This window comes from Sebaldella sp. S0638, from assembly GCF_024158605.1.
Taxonomy (GTDB): Bacteria; Fusobacteriota; Fusobacteriia; order Fusobacteriales; family Leptotrichiaceae; genus Sebaldella.
Window position 1 is genome coordinate 1 of the sequence record NZ_JAMZGM010000081.1, and the last position, 16,627, is coordinate 16,627.

At 34.4% G+C, this 16,627-nt stretch carries 14 protein-coding genes and 1 CRISPR repeat array; of the genes, 6 read left to right on the forward strand and 8 right to left on the reverse strand.

What is annotated here, in order from left to right; genetic code table 11:
* Positions 1 to 83: 83 nt before the first annotated feature.
* Positions 84 to 377: a CRISPR direct-repeat array (repeat unit 30 nt; unit sequence ATTTACATTCTAAGATAGTTATATTAATAC).
* A gap of 241 nt (positions 378 to 618) precedes the next feature.
* From NK213_RS16440 to NK213_RS16455, 4 genes are all read right to left on the reverse strand, one after another.
* A complete protein-coding gene (locus NK213_RS16440; RefSeq protein ID WP_253351147.1) occupies positions 619 to 789 on the reverse strand; it encodes an AbrB/MazE/SpoVT family DNA-binding domain-containing protein in 171 nt (56 codons plus the stop codon).
* A 150-nt stretch (positions 790 to 939) separates the two neighbouring features.
* Positions 940 to 1,890, reverse strand: a complete 951-nt coding sequence (locus tag NK213_RS16445) for an SPFH domain-containing protein (protein ID WP_253351156.1) — start codon at positions 1,888 to 1,890, stop codon at positions 940 to 942.
* A gap of 10 nt (positions 1,891 to 1,900) precedes the next feature.
* On the reverse strand, positions 1,901 to 2,335 hold the full coding sequence (locus tag NK213_RS16450) for an NfeD family protein (RefSeq protein ID WP_253351158.1): 435 nt from the start codon (positions 2,333 to 2,335) through the stop codon (positions 1,901 to 1,903).
* Positions 2,336 to 2,447: 112 nt separating this feature from the next.
* Positions 2,448 to 5,102 carry a valine--tRNA ligase gene (locus tag NK213_RS16455; protein ID WP_253351165.1) on the reverse strand — a complete coding sequence of 885 codons (2,655 nt, stop codon included), beginning with the start codon at positions 5,100 to 5,102 and terminating at the stop codon, positions 2,448 to 2,450.
* Positions 5,103 to 5,778: 676 nt separating this feature from the next.
* On the opposite strand from NK213_RS16455, the gene NK213_RS16460 reads away from it, so the two are divergent.
* From NK213_RS16460 to NK213_RS16475, 4 genes are all read left to right on the forward strand, one after another.
* Entirely contained in the window at positions 5,779 to 7,215 is a 1,437-nt protein-coding gene (locus NK213_RS16460; RefSeq protein ID WP_253351167.1) for an NAD(P)/FAD-dependent oxidoreductase, read from the forward strand.
* Entirely contained in the window at positions 7,215 to 8,498 is a 1,284-nt protein-coding gene (locus NK213_RS16465) for an NAD(P)/FAD-dependent oxidoreductase (protein WP_253351193.1), read from the forward strand. Before NK213_RS16460 ends, NK213_RS16465 begins: the two co-directional genes overlap by 1 nt.
* Positions 8,495 to 8,842 carry a DUF1667 domain-containing protein gene (locus NK213_RS16470; RefSeq protein ID WP_253351169.1) on the forward strand — a complete coding sequence of 116 codons (348 nt, stop codon included), beginning with the start codon at positions 8,495 to 8,497 and terminating at the stop codon, positions 8,840 to 8,842. Before NK213_RS16465 ends, NK213_RS16470 begins: the two co-directional genes overlap by 4 nt.
* 116 nt (positions 8,843 to 8,958) lie before the next feature.
* Positions 8,959 to 9,819 carry a DUF5984 family protein gene (locus NK213_RS16475; RefSeq protein WP_253351171.1) on the forward strand — a complete coding sequence of 287 codons (861 nt, stop codon included), beginning with the start codon at positions 8,959 to 8,961 and terminating at the stop codon, positions 9,817 to 9,819.
* Between the two features lie 33 nt (positions 9,820 to 9,852).
* On the opposite strand, the gene NK213_RS16480 is transcribed toward NK213_RS16475, so the two are convergent.
* Genes NK213_RS16480 through NK213_RS16495 form a run of 4 tightly spaced genes read right to left on the reverse strand, consistent with a single transcriptional unit; the run spans position 9,853 to position 14,403 of the window.
* Entirely contained in the window at positions 9,853 to 10,350 is a 498-nt protein-coding gene (locus NK213_RS16480) for a TlpA disulfide reductase family protein (RefSeq protein WP_253351173.1), read from the reverse strand.
* 60 nt (positions 10,351 to 10,410) lie between these two features.
* Complete coding sequence (locus NK213_RS16485) at positions 10,411 to 11,802, reverse strand: lipopolysaccharide assembly protein LapB (RefSeq protein WP_253351174.1); 1,392 nt, start codon at positions 11,800 to 11,802, stop codon at positions 10,411 to 10,413.
* Positions 11,803 to 11,825: 23 nt separating this feature from the next.
* Positions 11,826 to 13,745 carry a methionine--tRNA ligase gene (metG, locus tag NK213_RS16490; protein ID WP_253351180.1) on the reverse strand — a complete coding sequence of 640 codons (1,920 nt, stop codon included), beginning with the start codon at positions 13,743 to 13,745 and terminating at the stop codon, positions 11,826 to 11,828.
* Between the two features lie 22 nt (positions 13,746 to 13,767).
* Positions 13,768 to 14,403, reverse strand: coding sequence for a lysophospholipid acyltransferase family protein (locus tag NK213_RS16495; RefSeq protein WP_253351187.1), 636 nt, complete (start codon positions 14,401 to 14,403; stop codon positions 13,768 to 13,770).
* Between the two features lie 291 nt (positions 14,404 to 14,694).
* Between NK213_RS16495 and NK213_RS16500 the strand changes: the two genes are divergently transcribed.
* Positions 14,695 to 15,948, forward strand: coding sequence for an MFS transporter (locus tag NK213_RS16500; RefSeq protein WP_253351189.1), 1,254 nt, complete (start codon positions 14,695 to 14,697; stop codon positions 15,946 to 15,948).
* A 203-nt stretch (positions 15,949 to 16,151) separates the two neighbouring features.
* Complete coding sequence (locus NK213_RS16505) at positions 16,152 to 16,550, forward strand: DUF3224 domain-containing protein (protein ID WP_253351191.1); 399 nt, start codon at positions 16,152 to 16,154, stop codon at positions 16,548 to 16,550.
* Positions 16,551 to 16,627: the final 77 nt, after the last annotated feature.

The window sequence follows — 16,627 nt, forward strand, 5'->3', positions numbered from 1 at the left end:
TTCATAATAAAGTCCTCCTGTTTTTAGTTTATCATAAAAAGATTTTTTTATTTACAGACTTTTTATCACAGGCTCAAATGAAGATTTACATTCTAAGATAGTTATATTAATACGCTAACCCTTTCTTAACCCATAACGACACTTTATCGCATTTACATTCTAAGATAGTTATATTAATACAGTAAACTTTATATAAACAACAACATTAAAATTTATATTTACATTCTAAGATAGCTATATTAATACTAATATGAGTATTTCAGGAGTACACTCTCATACTAATTTACATTCTAAGATAGTTATATTAATACAAATAGATCAAAAATCGACATTCTTGTAAAGACAAAATTTACATTCTAAGATAGTTATATTAATACCCTACACGTCAAAAAGCTTTTATTTATTATACCTTAAATAAGCATTTCTGTCGACCACTTTTTTTCGTCTATCAAAACCATGACATAAACCTGTCATCTTTTGACAAAAATCATATCCAACCCCATATAAAATAAAAGATTGTCGACCCCCGGCATTTTCTCTCCTACCAGAGGTCGACAGAATTTTACAAATCAGAGTATATAACTCCTGTTATTCTTTCAAGAATTGACGGGAATTTTTTCATTTCTTTCTAACAATTATCTTTTGTTCATTTTCATCAAAGGTAAACATTATTTCTCTCTCCTTCTCTGAAATGTCCATTTTTCTCAGCCATGGCATAGGAAGTGTAATTTTAGTGCCTCTTCCTGAACCAGCTTTGTGAAAAGTAACTCTTCCTCTTCTTTTTTCCATTGTCCCACCCTTTCCTGTAACTTATTGTCCATACATTTCTTTGCTTTTGATTAATAAATCGTTGATTTTAAAAAACACCAAAAAATAATATAATCTGAAAAAATACTCCCACCAAAAAAGCCCGCCATCTCCCGGCGAGCCTTTAGTTATCTATTTATTTCCTTCTGTTCCGTCTGTAGATTTTTCATTTAATTCTGCAAAAGTAGTTATCATACTAGCCAGATTTTGATAATTGCTTGGTATTATTATCTTAGTGGCCTTACCGTCAGCCACTTTTCCGAATGTCTCCATTCCTTTTAATGCTAATACTTCACTGGTAGCTCCTGCTTCTTTCAGTAATATTATTGCTTCTGCATTTGCTTTTTGTACTGCAAGAATAGCCTGTGCTTCCCCTTCTGCTTCTCTTATCTTCTGCTGTTTTACAGCTTCCGCTCTCAAGATAGCTGCTTCTTTTTCCCCTTCAGCCTCTCTTATCTTCTGTTCTTTTACAGCATTTGCCCTAAGAACCACAGATTCTTTATCAGCTTCGGCTTTCAGGATAATTTCTCTTTTTTCTCTTTCCGCTTTCATCTGTCTTTCCATTGAATTTCTGATATCTTCTGGCGGTAATATATTCTTAAGCTCTACTCTGTTTACCTTTATTCCCCAAGGGTCAGTTGCCACATCAAGCTCAGTTCTCATCTTTGTATTTATGATATCTCTTGAAGTCAGAGTTTCGTCAAGTTCCATTTCACCAATTATATTTCTTAATGTAGTAGCCGTAAGATTTTCTATTGCCGACATTGGTCTTTCTACCCCGTATGTATACTGTCTTGAATCAGTTATCTGAAAATAAATTACTGTATCAATCTGCATTGTTACGTTATCTTTTGTAATAACCGGCTGCGGCGGGAAATCTACTACCTGTTCCTTTGTAGACACTACTCTTACCACTCTGTCAATAAACGGTGCTAATGTGTTAAACCCTGCATGTAAAGTCCCGTTATATTTCCCAAGTCTTTCCACTATACATTCCTTTGTCTGAGGAACTATTCTTATACATGTCATAAAAACAATTATAAAAATTACAATTACTATTCCTAATAATACTAAAATACCCATTTCTTCCTCCTTATAATTTTTTATTTATCTTTTTTTCCAGTATCAGCTTGTTTCCAGTTAACCCTGTTATTACCACTTTCTCATTAACCTCAAGGTTATCTGTAGAGACAGCTCTCCACATTTTATCATCAAGGGCTACTTCGTACACTCCCTCATCAAGTATTTTTGCTATTTTTGTTTCCCTTCCCACGGTCCTGTTCCCAAAACTTATATCATCTTTATTATTTTTATAAAGATACTTTTTCGCAAGCGGTCTCGTAATAAGGAGCAGTGCAAATGAAAGCACAGCAAAAACATAAAATTCTGTATTTACATCTTTTATTACAGGTGCTAAAAAAATCATAACTATTCCGGCAAGTCCGAACCATACTGTTACTAATCCCGGAATCACCAGTTCCAGTACCAGAAACACTCCGGCTACAATTACCCAAAACATTGAACTCATAAAACCTCCTTAGAGAATATTCTTATAATATTCCATTTAAAAATCTGAAACCCTGTTAATCATAAAATATTTGTCTGTCTTTTTCTGCTTTATATAATTAAGCTGTTCCAAATTAGTCCTTTTTATATAAATCAAGATTTTCCTTAAGCTTGGCAAGCTTATTTTCCAGTTCTTCCTTAATTCCGTTTTCCTTGTCTACTACATCCTGAGGTGCTTTGCTAAGGAATTTTTCATTGGAAAGTTTTCCAAGAACTCTTTTTAATTCTACTTCTGTTTTTTCTATATCTTTTTTCAGCTTTGCAGTTTCTTTTTCAGTGTCTATAAGTCCTTCCAGCGGTACGAATATCTCTGTATTATCTGCAAGTCTGAATCCTGTGAGCTTTGGTATTTCTTTTTCGTTATCTATACTGTATTTTTCTACATTTGACAGCTTATCAAGTATTTTTGCATTTTCTTCAAGTATCTTTCTCTCACTGTTATCATTTGTCTTGAATATAACTTCTATTTTCTTTGAAGGCGGTACATTTACCTCTCCTCTGATATTTCTTATTGCAGTAATTACTTCTTTCAGATAATCAAACTCATCTTCGGCTTTTTTATCCAGAAGAGCCTCGTCATATACCGGGAACTCAGAAAGCATAATAGTCTCACCATCAAGCTTTACTTTCTGCCATAATTCCTCAGTTATAAAAGGCATAAACGGATGAAGCAGCTTCAAACCGTTATCAAGTATGTGTCTAAGTACCCACTGTGCAGTCTTTTTATCCTGTTCGTCTCCGCCGTATACTCTTGTCTTTGCAGCTTCCACATACCAGTCACAGAATTCACCTCTGAAAAACTCATATGCTATTTTGGCAGCCATATCAAGTTCATATCCGTCAAGTGCGCTGTTTACTTCTTTTGCTGCATTTTGCAGTTTTGAAAGTATCCATCTGTCTTCCAGCTTAAATTCAAGTTCTGTTACTGATGTTTTATAATCAAAATCCTCAAGGTTCTGAAGAACGAATTTTGAGGCATTCCATACTTTGTTAGAAAAGTTTGCTCCCATTTCCAGTAATTTTTCAGAGAAGAATATATCCTGTCCCTGTGAAGTATTATACAGAAGGCTGAATCTTATTGCATCTGCCCCGTATCTGTCTATAAGATCAAGCGGATCAGGCGAGTTCCCTAGGGATTTACTCATTTTTCTTCCTTTTTCATCTCTTACTATACCGTTTAAGTATACATATTTAAATGGTATTTCATCAAATAAATACTCACTTATCATTATCATTCTTGAAACCCAGAAAAATATAATATCTGCTGCTGTTACCAATGCATCTGTAGGGAAAAACTTTTCCAGTTCCTTTGTCTTTTCAGGCCATCCCATAGTAGAAAAAGGCCATAGCTGTGATGAAAACCATGTATCTAATACATCCGTTTCCTCAGTAAGTTCTACTTCTTTGCCGTATTTTTCCTTAGCCTGCTGTTTTGCCTCTTCAAGCGATTTCGCTACAAATATCGTCCCGTCTTCAGAATAATATGCCGGAATTCTGTGTCCCCACCACAGCTGTCTTGAAATACACCAGTCTCTAATATTTTCAAGCCAGTTATAGTATACTTTTATCCATCTTTGCGGTGAAATTGTAATTTCTCCGTTTCTTACTACTTCAAGGGCTTTTTTGGCAAGGGGCTGCATTCTTACGAACCACTGGTTAGAAACTCTCGGCTCAATTACTGTACCGCATCTGTAACAATGTCCCACAGAGTGATGGTGTTCTTTTACCTCTCCAAGAAGTCCCAGTTCCTCAAGATCTTTTAGAATCTCTCTTCTTGCCGCGAATCTGTCCAGACCTTTATATTTTCCGCCGTTTTCATTTATGCTTCCGTCTTCTTCCATTATATTCAGTAAAGGAAGATTAGTTCTTTTGGCTACTTCAAAGTCATTCGGATCATGTGAAGGAGTCATTTTTACCGCACCTGTTCCAAATTCCATATCTACATATTCATCCGCCACTATTGGTATCTCTCTGTTCATCAGAGGAAGTACAACACTTTTTCCGATAAGATGCTTATATCTGCTGTCATTTGGGTTTACTGCAACTCCGGTATCTCCAAGCATAGTCTCAGGTCTTGTAGTCGCAATAGTCAGATGTTCACTGCTGTCTTTTACAGGATATCTTATCTGCCATATCTTTCCTGTTACTTCTTCATGCTCTATTTCATCATCAGCAAGCGCCGTTTTGTCTTTCGGACACCAGTTAACTATATATTCTCCTTTATATATCAGATCATCATTATATAATCTTACGAAAACATCCTTTACAGCATCTGAAAGACCTTCATCCATGGTAAATCTTTCTCTTTGCCAGTCAAGCGACGAACCCAGACTTCTAAGCTGTTTTGTTATTATCCCGCCGTGCTTTTCTTTCCATTCCCATGTTTTTTCCAGAAACTTTTCTCTTCCTATTTCTTCTTTAGTAGTCCCTTCTTCCATGAGCCATTTTTCCACTTTATTCTGTGTAGCTATACCGGCATGATCTGTTCCCGGCATCCATAAAGTATCAAAACCTGACATTCTTTTCCATCTTATTATTGTATCCTGTATTGAATTATTCAGTATATGTCCCATATGAAGAATCCCCGTTACATTCGGCGGCGGTATTACTATTGAATAGCCGGGCTTTTCATCATTATGCTGTGCACTGAAATAACCTTTTTCTTCCCATAATTTATACCATTTTTCTTCTATTTCCTTAGGCGAATAGCTTTTACTCAATTCTGACATTTTTAACCTCCGTAATTATCTATAAACAAATCTAAAAGTCCCTCTCTGCTTTTCTTTACATAAAAAGAAAAATAAGGAGAAAATCATCTCCTGCTCCCCTTGGATATACCCCGGAAAATTTTGCTGCCCTGTATTATTTCATTCAAGACTTTGGAAATTAGGAACGAGGGTCAGATATTTCGGCATTGACGGATAATTTACCCGTCATACAAAATATCAGTCTAAATTTAACAATATATTTATGATTTATATTTAAAATTCTCCCCTGATTTAGATTATTCTTTTCTATATAAAATACCATTTTTATTAGATTTTGTCAATATTTATGATTGCAGAACCCCTAAAAATCTTCTTCTCTAATTAACGGATGTTAAAAATTAAAATTTAATAAGGATTTGTTTTTTTTTGAAGAATATAAAATTTTTTTTTATTTTTTTAAATTTGTTTATACATGTAAAATCGCTGTGCGGGAATTTTGGTTAAAAAAATAACCGTTATTTTTTCTTTCCCGCTATTGACATTCTTAATAATCAAATTATAATTATATCAAACAATATATGACATACTCATTAAAACTAATACCTTGTTATTAACTTGCAGGGGAAAAATATTTTGACATTGTCATTGTTAGTTATTTCAAATATAAGTTGGACAAAAACACTAGTGAGGAGTACTAATGCATGATATTCTAATTATCGGCGCCGGGGTAACAGGTGCCTGTATTGCAAGGGAACTGTCGAAATACGATTTAGACATTTTGGTGTTGGAGAAAAATAACGATGTCGCTGACGAGACCACCAAGGCGAATTCTGCTATTATACATGCGGGATTTGATGCAAAGGAAGGAACACTTATGGCCAAGCTGAATGTTCTGGGAAATTCAATGTTTGACAAATTATCGAAAGAACTTGATTTTCCTTTCAGAAGAAACGGCTCACTTGTCCTTGCTTTCAGCGATGAGGATATGGAATCAATAGAAAATTTGAAAAACAGGGGTGGTAAAAACGGAGTTCCTGAATTAAGTATTCTTTCCAAGGAAGAAACACTCAAACTGGAACCCAATTTAAGCAAAGATATTAAAGGGGCGTTATTAGCAAAAACAGGAGGTATTGTCGGTCCTTGGGAAATGACAATTGCACTTTTTGAAAATGCTGTTGATAATGGTGTAACTCTGCTGCTTGATAATGAAGTCATTAATATTTCAATAGAAGACAGCCATTTTCTTATTTTCACAAAAAATTCACAGTACAAAGCAAAAATTATTATTAATTGTGCAGGTGTTCACGCAGATACTATTCAAAATATGCTGACCGAGCCGTCTTACGAAATACATCCGCGAAAAGGCGAGTATTTTGTACTAAGCAAAGATGAAGGCACAAAATTCAGTCATACTGTTTTTCAGCCGCCTACCAAGGTAGGAAAAGGAATTTTGATCACTCCTACTGTTCACGGGAACCTTCTTATAGGCCCTGATGCTGAAAGTATTCCTGAAAAGGAAGATAAGTCCACATCACGTGAAAGACTCGAATTAATAAAAGCCACAGCGGCAAAATCTTCGCAAAACATAAATTATCTTGAGCAGATAAGACAATTTTCTGGGCTTAGAGCTGAATCAGACAGGGATGACTTCATCATAGAAGAAAATAAAAACATTCCCGGCTTCATAGATGTCGCAGGGATTAAGTCTCCCGGATTATCTGCAGCTCCTGCGATCGCGCTGAAAGTACGGGATATTTTATCTGAAAAAATTACTTTAAAAGAAAAGAAAAATTTTAAACCTTATATAGAAAAACATATTATTTTTGACAAATTAAACTATGAAGAAAAAAATAAACTAATTGCTGAAAATCCAAAATACGGACATATTGTATGCAAATGCGAAAATATCACAGAAGGTGAAGTCATTGATGCTATTCACAGAAAAGTGGGAGCCAGAACTGTGGACGGAATAAAAAGAAGAGGCCGGCCGGGTATGGGTCTCTGTCAGGGGACTTTCTGCGGACCGAAAATTCAGGAAATTCTTTCTTCGGAGCTTGCTCTAGAACTTAATGAAATTACAATGGATTCAGATTCTTCTTATATCCTCACAAACAAAACGAAAGGAGATGGATGATGGAACTGGAATATGATCTTATTATAGTCGGCGGCGGCTCTGCCGGATTAGCTGCTGCCAAGACTGCCAAAGAAAACGGTATTTCCAAAATACTAATTCTGGAAAGAGAAAAAGAACTGGGTGGAATTCTGAGACAGTGCATTCATAACGGCTTTGGAATACATAAGTTCAAAAAAGAACTTACTGGCCCTGAATATGCTCAGGAATATATAAATGAAATAAATCGTCTCGGAATTAATTATAAAATAGACGCTACAGTGGTTTCTATAGAGACCAGTCCTGATGAACGCAGCAGTAAATTTATTTATGTGGTTTCCGAAGAAGGATACCATGTCTATGAAACAAAGGCTGTAATACTTGCTATGGGATGTTATGAACGTACAAGGGGAGGAATTGCCATTCCCGGAGATCGTCCGTCAGGTGTATTTACTGCGGGACAGGCTCAGACTTTTATAAATATGAGCGGATATATGGTAGGAAAGGAAATTGTTATTCTGGGCTCTGGCGACATAGGACTTATTATGGCAAGAAGACTCACGCTAGAAGGTGCTTCAGTAAAAGCCGTTGTTGAGTTAATGCCGTATTCAAACGGTCTAAACAGAAATATAGTACAGTGTCTTGAAGATTTTGACATCCCTTTGCTGCTTTCACATACAGTTATTAATATAAATGGCAAAAACCGTGTAGAATCGGTAGTTATAGCAAAAGTTGATGAAAACAGAAGTCCGGTTCCCGGAACAGAACAGGAAATAATCTGTGATACACTTCTTATTTCAGCAGGTCTGCTTCCTGATAATTCCTTGTCAAAAAAACTGGGAATACAAATTGACCCGAAAACAAAAGGCGCAATTGTAAATGAAAAAATGGAAACCAATATCAAAGGAATTTTTGCCTGCGGAAATGTTCTGCATGTCCATGATCTTGTGGATTATGTGAGTACTGAAGCCGAAGTAGCAGCTGCCAGTGCTGTAGAATACATTAAGAACCAATCTAAACCGGAAAACGAAAATAATGAAGTAATTGTTCATATAGAGCCGGGTTCCGGACTTATTTATACCGTTCCTCAAAATTTTAATATAAACACTGATTCAAAACTTCTGAATATATCTTTCAGAGTTAATAATGTATACAAAGACAAAAAGATCAGCGTAAAATGTCAGGATAAAGAAATAGCCCGATTTAAGCGCAGTCATCTTGTACCCAGTGAGATGGAGAAAATATCCGTTCCCACTGATTTGATAGAGTCTAATTTAATAATTTCTGTTGAAGGTGATAGTTTATGATAAAAAATCTTACATGTATTGTATGCCCCGAAGGCTGTGATCTGGAAATAGATTTAGATAATGACTATGCCGTAAAAGGCGCCAAATGCAAAAGAGGCAGTGATTACGGCAGGCAGGAGATGATCAATCCCCAAAGAATGGTTACCAGTACTGTCTATATAGAAGACGGTGTTTACAGCCGGCTTCCTGTAAAAACCAGCACTGCCATTCCGAAAGACCTTATTTATAAATGTATGGAAGAGATTAATAAAGTAAAAGTAAAATCTCCCGTGAAATTAGGGGATGTAATTATTCATAATGTGCTTAATACCGGCGTTGACATTGTGGCATGCCGGGATATGTAAATGAAATATATATAATAAAGCCTTTCGTTAAAACAGTAACAATGAAAGGCTTTTTTTGGTGAATTTTACATAATATGCAGAAAGGTGCTATAATACTACAAAAATATTTATTTTAAATGGAGATGATTTTTATCAGTTTATTTAATTATATACTCAAGCCTGTTTCAAAGTGTGCCTTTCCAGTTAACGGAAACGGCAGAAAAAGTATATGCTGGTTTTGGCTTACAGACAGCAACTATTACATCGAACTGGGGAATACCAGACTTTTTGAACTTTCTCCTGAATTAACAGCAAAATATAAACTTGAATCTTCTTTTGATGACTATTATTATATCAGGCAGCTAGAGGATCTGTTTGACATTCTTCCGGTTATTTCTAATCCAATCCCTGAGGATTTATATGCTTATATTAATAATGAAGAAAAGTACAAAAAACTCATGAACAGCTTTAATGGCTGGATTGATAAGAAAGAAGTTTATTCAGATGAAGAAAATAATATCTATGACAACATCACCAGTCTTTTATCCTGCGGCTATCTTGACACAGGTTATTTAAGCCCTAAATGTAACTGTTCTTTTTATCATGTAGGTGACCAGATGATTATCCATTATGACTTTGAAGATTTTGATGATGAAAGTAACCCTGTATGGACAGCAAAGTCTGGTAAATTTACACTGTTATATAAAGATTTCCTCATAGAAATCGAAGACCTTTTAGACAGATTCTTTTTTGATATGAAAAAACAAATATCGAATGCCGCACAGGAATTAAAAGATGAGAATTTTTATGAAACTTTTGTCCAAAGAGATAAAAATATAAAACCCGGAGTTGACTATCTCTTTGAAGAACAGGAAAACAGAAAAACTTTTTTTTATTCTGTATTAAAATCACTAAATAGCAATTCATGTAAAAAAATAAACTGGGATATCACCAGAAAAAATATAGAATTTATCATCTCTGTTTTTGAAAAAGCATAAAAATAAGCCGGATTTCATAAACCCGGCATTTTTTTATTTCAAATTACTGATAAAATCTTCTTCTTCCCATATTCCAGAATATGCAGTAATAATTTTTCTGTTTTTATCCAGAACTATATTAGTAGGAACTGTCTGAACTCCTGTTCCCTCTAGTACCTTCCCGCTGTAGTCATAATAAACAGGGAAAGTATATTTGTTATAATCGATATACCCTTTTACTTTTGCTTCCGAAGAATTTTCCCTTATGAATACTACTGCTACATTATACTTAGTTTTATTCTTTTCATAAAACTTGGCAAGCTGTCCCATTTCCCACTGACATGCCGGACACCATTCAGCTGCTACTACTATTAATGTCTTCTTGTTTTTATCAAAAACTTTTGTACTTAGTTCCTTTGTACCATCTAATTTTTCCAGAACAAATTCGGGAAAAGTTTCACCTTTTGCAAGATTCACCTTAAAATCCACAGGATCTGCGGAAAACGCAAAACTGCATATAAATATCATTAATAATAACAAATACTTTTTCATTTTTTCTCCTAATATATTTTATTTTTTACAAATAAATAACGGATAATAAAACTCTCTATACTAATTTTCCACTGTGGTAAAACCTTCTGCTTCTTTTGCCAGTCCAAACCAGTAATTAGCTTTAGCTTTATTTTTGTGACGCATATAGTAAACACCAAGATTAGAGAATGCCACAGGATATCCTCTTGATGCAGCAATCAGATTCAGACTTCTCATCTCTTCGGAACCTTCTTTGTAATATGTGCTTAAATTTATCATTGAAGCATAATCTCCCTGTTTTGAAAGATTTTCGTAGACTTTTTTAGATATGTCATTTCTTCCAAGTGCTTCTATATCTATATTCTTAGTATTTCCTGATTCTTTTTGAAGCTTTTTCTCCTTTTGCAAATCCGCTACTGTATATGCATAGTTATAACCTGAGGGTATTGATCCCAGCTTATAGCCTGCTTCAAAGTATTTCTTTGCTTTTTCCAGATCTCCCTGATCTCTGTAAAGCATTCCGAGATAATAAATAGCATCTATATCTTTCAGATCTACTGCTTTTTTATAGTTTTCCTCTGCTTTTTTAAATAATTTCAGATGTCTGTAGATATACCCTTTATAGGCATAAATAAGACTTTCATTATAGCTTCCGTCTTCAAGATACGAAAGAGCTTTTTCAAAATTCTGGTTATTTACCTCGTAAAATGCCATTTCAAAAGTTCCCAGATAGTATTTATCTTTGCTGTACAATTCATTAAATATCGCAGCGGCTTCCCCTTCCTTATCTTCATTTTGAAGTATTTTGGCCTTTGCATATAAGGCCGGAGGATATTTTTCCGCTACAAATTCTTTTAGTATATCATATGCTTTTCCATAATTGGAAAATTTTTCCAGTATGAGTTTTCCCATCTCTTTTTTCTCGTCAGATGTTATTGTACCGCTTTTATATTTTTTCCCAAATGTTTCTATTTTATTTATACTGTTTTTATTTGTCTTTAAGTATTCATACGCATAAAGTGAGAACATATCGCCTTTTTCACGGCCTTTTTCGTAGTAATTCATTGCTGTGCTGTAATCAAGGTCTTCTTCATACAAAGTCCCCAGTGAATAATATGCATTGTATTCTCCCTGTTTCACGGCTTCTTCGAAAAGTTTTTTTGCTTTGTCCTCATCGTTATTTGCACTGATTAAAATCGAAGCGTAATAATATTCAGCTCTTCCGTCAGATTTTTTAAAGTGTTTTTCCAAAAAATCCAGGGCAGAATAACCGTAATAATACGTTACTACCCCATAAACCTCCAGATTACCTTTTCTAGCTGCTGCACTAAAATCTGCCATTCCGTCTTTATTATCAAAAATTTTTATTATTCCCTCTTCCAGTTCCTTATATCCTTTGCTGTTACTCCCCGAAAATTTGCATGAATTCAAGGATAATAACAATAAAAATAATATAACCAGACATCTTCTCATAAGCTATCATCCAATCTAATAATTTATTTTATATCTGACCCCACTTTCACTTGCTCATCAATTACTATAAGTTTTAATCTTTTCTTTTCTTCTGTAGTTAAAAGCATTCCTTGAGACAGTTCTCCCCTTAATTCTACAGGGGCCAAATTCGTGACAGCTAAAACTTTTTTCCCTATTAATTCCTCCGGTTCCGGATAATATTTTGCAATTCCCGAGATGATTTGCCTTTTTTCTGTTCCTGTATTTACGATAAATTTCAGAAGCCTGTCAGCTCCTTCTATTCTATTTGCAGCTAATATTTCCACTACCTTTATCTGAACCTTTGAAAAATCTTCTATTCCTATAGGATTTTCCACAGCCAGATTCTTATTAAACAATTCTTCTTCTGCTTTTTTCTCCGGTTCTGCTTCTATTCTCGGGAAAATCGGTGTTGCTTCTCCCAATACGTTATTTACAGGGTAAACTCCCCACTGCTTGATATTATCAAGTTTGATATTCTCTATATTCTCGTTTATCCCAAGCTGACTCCACATTTTCTGTGCTGTTTCAGGCATAAACGGCGAAATAAGAACAGCAATTTTGTACAAAGACTCTACAAGGTTATACATAACTGTAGACAGTCTATTTCTGTCTGCCGGATCTTTTGCCAGTATCCACGGTGCTGTTTCATCTATATATTTATTCATTCTCGAAATAAACTTCCATATAGCTTTCAGAACTTCCGAAAACTGTACCTTTTCAAAGTAAGTATCTATATCTTTCACAGTTGTTTTCCATAAAGCATAAATTTCTTCTTCCAGTGCTGTTTCTTCTTTTTCCAGCACTACCACAGAATCAAAATATTTCTTCTGCATTCCAATGGTTCTGTTTAGAAGATTTCCCAAATCATTGGCAAGGTCTGCATTTATTCTCTGGATCATTCCTTTTTGCGAATAATCTCCGTCAAGACCAAATGTAACCTCTCTCATTAAATAATATCTAAAAGGATCAAGTCCGTATTTCTCCACTTCTTCCAGAGGATCTACCACGTTTCCTTTTGATTTTGACATTTTTTCACCTTCTACAGTCCACCATCCATGTGCTGCTACTGTATTCGGAAGAGGTATTCCCGCTGACATCAGCATAGCCGGCCAGATTATTGCATGAAATCTTAAGATGTCTTTTCCCATCAGATGCATAACTTTACCATTTATCCATACATCGTCGAACTTTTTCTCATCATCGCCGAATCCAGCTACAGTTATATAGTTCGTAAGTGCATCAAACCATACATATATTACATGTCCTTCTTCCAGTTCCAGAGGTATTCCCCAGTTAAATGTAGTTCTTGATATTGACAGATCCTGTAATCCCTGATTTATAAATGATACTACTTCATTTTTTCTGTAAGACGGAAGTATGAAATCAGGATTCTCTTCTATATATTTCAAAAGTTTATCCTGATATTTTGAAAGTTTGAAAAAGTACGAATTTTCTTTTACTTCTATAAGGTCTTTTCCGCAATGCGGACACTTATTTCCTTCAAGTACACTGTTATCAGGAACAAAAGTCTCATCTGACACACAGTAAAGTCCTTTATACTCCCCTTTATATATATCACCATTCTCATACACTTTTTTTATCATTTTCTTTACGCTTATTTTATGACGCTCCTCTGTGGTACGTATAAATTCCGTATTGGAAATGTTTAATTTTTTCCACAATGCTGTAAAATTCTCAGCCATTCTGTCTACCCATTCCTGCGGAGTAACATTATTTCTTTCAGCCGCCTCCTGAATTTTCTGCCCGTGTTCGTCCAGTCCCGTAGAAAATATTACTTCGTAATCCTTAAGTCTCATATATCTTGCAGTTACATCTGCAATTATCGTAGTATACGCGGTTCCTACGTGAGGTTTTGCGTTAGGATAGTAAATTGGTGTTGTTACATAAAACTTTTTTGACATTTAACATTCTCCTTCATCTTAATTATCTATACTCTTTCTCATAATAGTCTTTTGCTATTCTGTTAGCTTCATGCAGCTTTGACTTTATCAGCTCCATACTGGCATCTATATCTGAATCCTTTGAAAAATAAAGGGGTTCTCCTGCATAATAACAGCTCTTTGAAAAAAACTTGGGAAGCTCGAATTTATCCCATGCTTTTTGAAATATCCATTTTTTGTTTGTATATCCTCCGATAGGTATCATTGGAAGTCCGGTTTTCATAGCTATATATAACGCTCCCGACTTCGGCTCATATATGGGACCTCTCGGACCGTCTATTGCTATTCCTATGGAAAAACCGGTTTTTATCAGTTTCAGGATTTGCTTCAGACTTTTTACATTATCTTTATTTGATGAGCCCCTTACTACAAGATTATCAAATCTTGTAAGCACTTCTTCCAGTATATCCCCGTCTTTCGAAGAGCTTACCAGTGAAGATTTTTTCTCTATAAAATCTGTAGAAAGCATTGTCGGAATAATTTTTCTGTGCCAGAAAATAATTATTGCCTGTTTTTGCTTCACGGCTTCCTCAGATTGAAAAACTTTGTACTTTGTAGTTTTTATTAAAATTTTTATAAAACCGCTTAATAAAATGCCGGTTAATTTGTATTTATTCATATAAATTACACCTGTCTATTTTTAAAAAATTATAACATATATTAACTAAAGTAGCAATTTATATATTGAAATTTTCCTTGAAAAATTTTCTTATTTTATAAATAACACTTTACTGTTTTGTATTACAATTTTTTATTTTCCTCTTTAAAGTTAAAGTTATTAATGCTATAATAATTGTATGAACATTCTTAGATTTTACAGTTTTTTATTTTTAAAAATATATACATAATATGAAATTAATAATATTAAATAAATATATAAACATAAAATTCTTTATACAGGGTGATTTGCATGTTTTTAAATAAAATTTTTAAAAGGGTTTTTCCCGCTTTATATCATAAAGACTTCAGATATTTCTGGTTCGGGCAGGCGGTTTCCGTTATCGGAGGTATGATTCAGGTCACTGCATTAAGCTGGTATGTGTATAAAATAAGCGGCTCTCCTTTCTTACTCGGACTTATGGCTGTTTTCGAATACGGGCCGGTTCTTCTTTTATCCTTATTTGCAGGTGTTTTTATAGAAAAATTTCCAAAGAAAAAAATTCTTATTTTCACACAAACTTTATTTATGGTTCAGTCTCTTATGCTTGCGGTTCTCGTATGGTCAAAATCTGAAAATTACTGGTATTTTGCTGCGCTTGCAGTGGTGGCAGGAATAGGTAACAGTATTGACCAGCCTACAAGACAATCATATTTTATTGACCTTGTGGGTAAGGAAGACCTTCCTAATGCTATTTCACTGAATTCCACTACTTTTAATCTGGCAAGGATTATAGGCCCTGCAGTTTCAGGGATTATAATGAAATATATAGGAGTGGCAGAATGTTTCTTTATTAACGGTCTTAGCTTTATTCCTGTAATTTACGGAATAACACTTATTTCCGTGCCGGGATACACCAGCAAAAAAAGTTCCAGACAGATCAGTACACTCGGCAATATCAGAGCCGGAGTGAGATATATTCTCAGACACCGTATTTTGCTTTCATCATTTTTTATGATGGCTATTGTGTGTACTTTTTCCATGAATACTAACGTAACTCTTCCTGTTTTTGCCAAAGATGCTCTTATGGGTGATGAAGGAACCTATAGTTTTCTTATGTCCATGGTTGGTGTGGGATCGCTGTTCGGGGCTTTATTTATGGCAATAAAAGGGAAAGACATTACTTATAAATACTATCTTGTACTTGTAGCAATTTTTCTCGGTGTTATACAAATGCTTACACTCTTTACATCTTCCCTTACTGTTATATCAGTATTACTTATTCTTATTGGATTTTTTAACCTTTGTTTTCTAAACGGAGCCAATACAAGGATACAGCTTCATACTGAAAACCGTTACAGAAGCAGAGTTATGAGTATGTATACCATGGTTAACACAGGAAGCACTCCGATAGGTAACTCGTTTACAGGACTGGTTATGTCATTGCTTTCAGCACGGTTTGGTTTCTTTATAGACGGGCTTGTTACAGTTCTTTTAATTCTGATTATCTTTAATATTTATTACAGAAGAAATAAGGTTGATAAAAAAATATATGTTAATGTGTAATAATTAAATAAAGTAACTAATATTCCATAAAATTTGTCCTGAAATAAGGGCATTTTTTATTTAGTCATAATTCCGGTGTTCCTGCGTCTTTTTAATTTATTAATTTCTGAATTTATTTTGAGTTTGACTTTATTTATTAAATAAATTATAATTTTTTATATTAAATACAGAATTAAGATTATATGCCAAAAAGGAGAATTATTATGAATAAAACTATATTAGAAGTGCTTTTATGGGATGAACCTGTTATCAAGGATTTTTCCGCAGAAAATGCAGTTAATATTGCCAAAGCCAAGTATAAATCCACAGGATGGATGAGAGGAACATTTAATTCTGTTTACCTTATACATTACACTATCTATAATCCCCAGAAACTTCACGAAGCACGTTCTACTTTTACGGGATATACAATATTTGAAGGGATAATTAACGGTAAAGCCGGTTCCATAACATTTCTGGAAACAGGAGAACACAGTGAAAACGGTCTTATCTCCAGAATGATTATCAAACCTGATGCTGCCACAAATGACTTTATCGGGCTTGAAGGCAGCAGTAAATATACATTTGAAAACGGACAGATTATTTTACTCACTGAATTTTAAAATGTACTTATGTCAATAATGTGGACACATTTATCTTGTCTATTATGAAATTTTTTTCAAATATTCTTTAGGAGATA

Coding starts and splice junctions, on each gene's coding strand:
- NK213_RS16440 (WP_253351147.1), bottom strand. CDS start 789: ATGGAAAAAAGAAGAGGAAGAGTTACTTTTCACAAAGCTGGTTCAGGA.
- NK213_RS16445 (WP_253351156.1), bottom strand. CDS start 1,890: ATGGGTATTTTAGTATTATTAGGAATAGTAATTGTAATTTTTATAATT.
- NK213_RS16450 (WP_253351158.1), bottom strand. CDS start 2,335: ATGAGTTCAATGTTTTGGGTAATTGTAGCCGGAGTGTTTCTGGTACTG.
- NK213_RS16455 (WP_253351165.1), bottom strand. CDS start 5,102: ATGTCAGAATTGAGTAAAAGCTATTCGCCTAAGGAAATAGAAGAAAAA.
- NK213_RS16460 (WP_253351167.1), top strand. CDS start 5,779: ATGCATGATATTCTAATTATCGGCGCCGGGGTAACAGGTGCCTGTATT.
- NK213_RS16465 (WP_253351193.1), top strand. CDS start 7,215: ATGGAACTGGAATATGATCTTATTATAGTCGGCGGCGGCTCTGCCGGA.
- NK213_RS16470 (WP_253351169.1), top strand. CDS start 8,495: ATGATAAAAAATCTTACATGTATTGTATGCCCCGAAGGCTGTGATCTG.
- NK213_RS16475 (WP_253351171.1), top strand. CDS start 8,959: ATGGAGATGATTTTTATCAGTTTATTTAATTATATACTCAAGCCTGTT.
- NK213_RS16480 (WP_253351173.1), bottom strand. CDS start 10,350: ATGAAAAAGTATTTGTTATTATTAATGATATTTATATGCAGTTTTGCG.
- NK213_RS16485 (WP_253351174.1), bottom strand. CDS start 11,802: ATGAGAAGATGTCTGGTTATATTATTTTTATTGTTATTATCCTTGAAT.
- metG (WP_253351180.1), bottom strand. CDS start 13,745: ATGTCAAAAAAGTTTTATGTAACAACACCAATTTACTATCCTAACGCA.
- NK213_RS16495 (WP_253351187.1), bottom strand. CDS start 14,403: ATGAATAAATACAAATTAACCGGCATTTTATTAAGCGGTTTTATAAAA.
- NK213_RS16500 (WP_253351189.1), top strand. CDS start 14,695: ATGTTTTTAAATAAAATTTTTAAAAGGGTTTTTCCCGCTTTATATCAT.
- NK213_RS16505 (WP_253351191.1), top strand. CDS start 16,152: ATGAATAAAACTATATTAGAAGTGCTTTTATGGGATGAACCTGTTATC.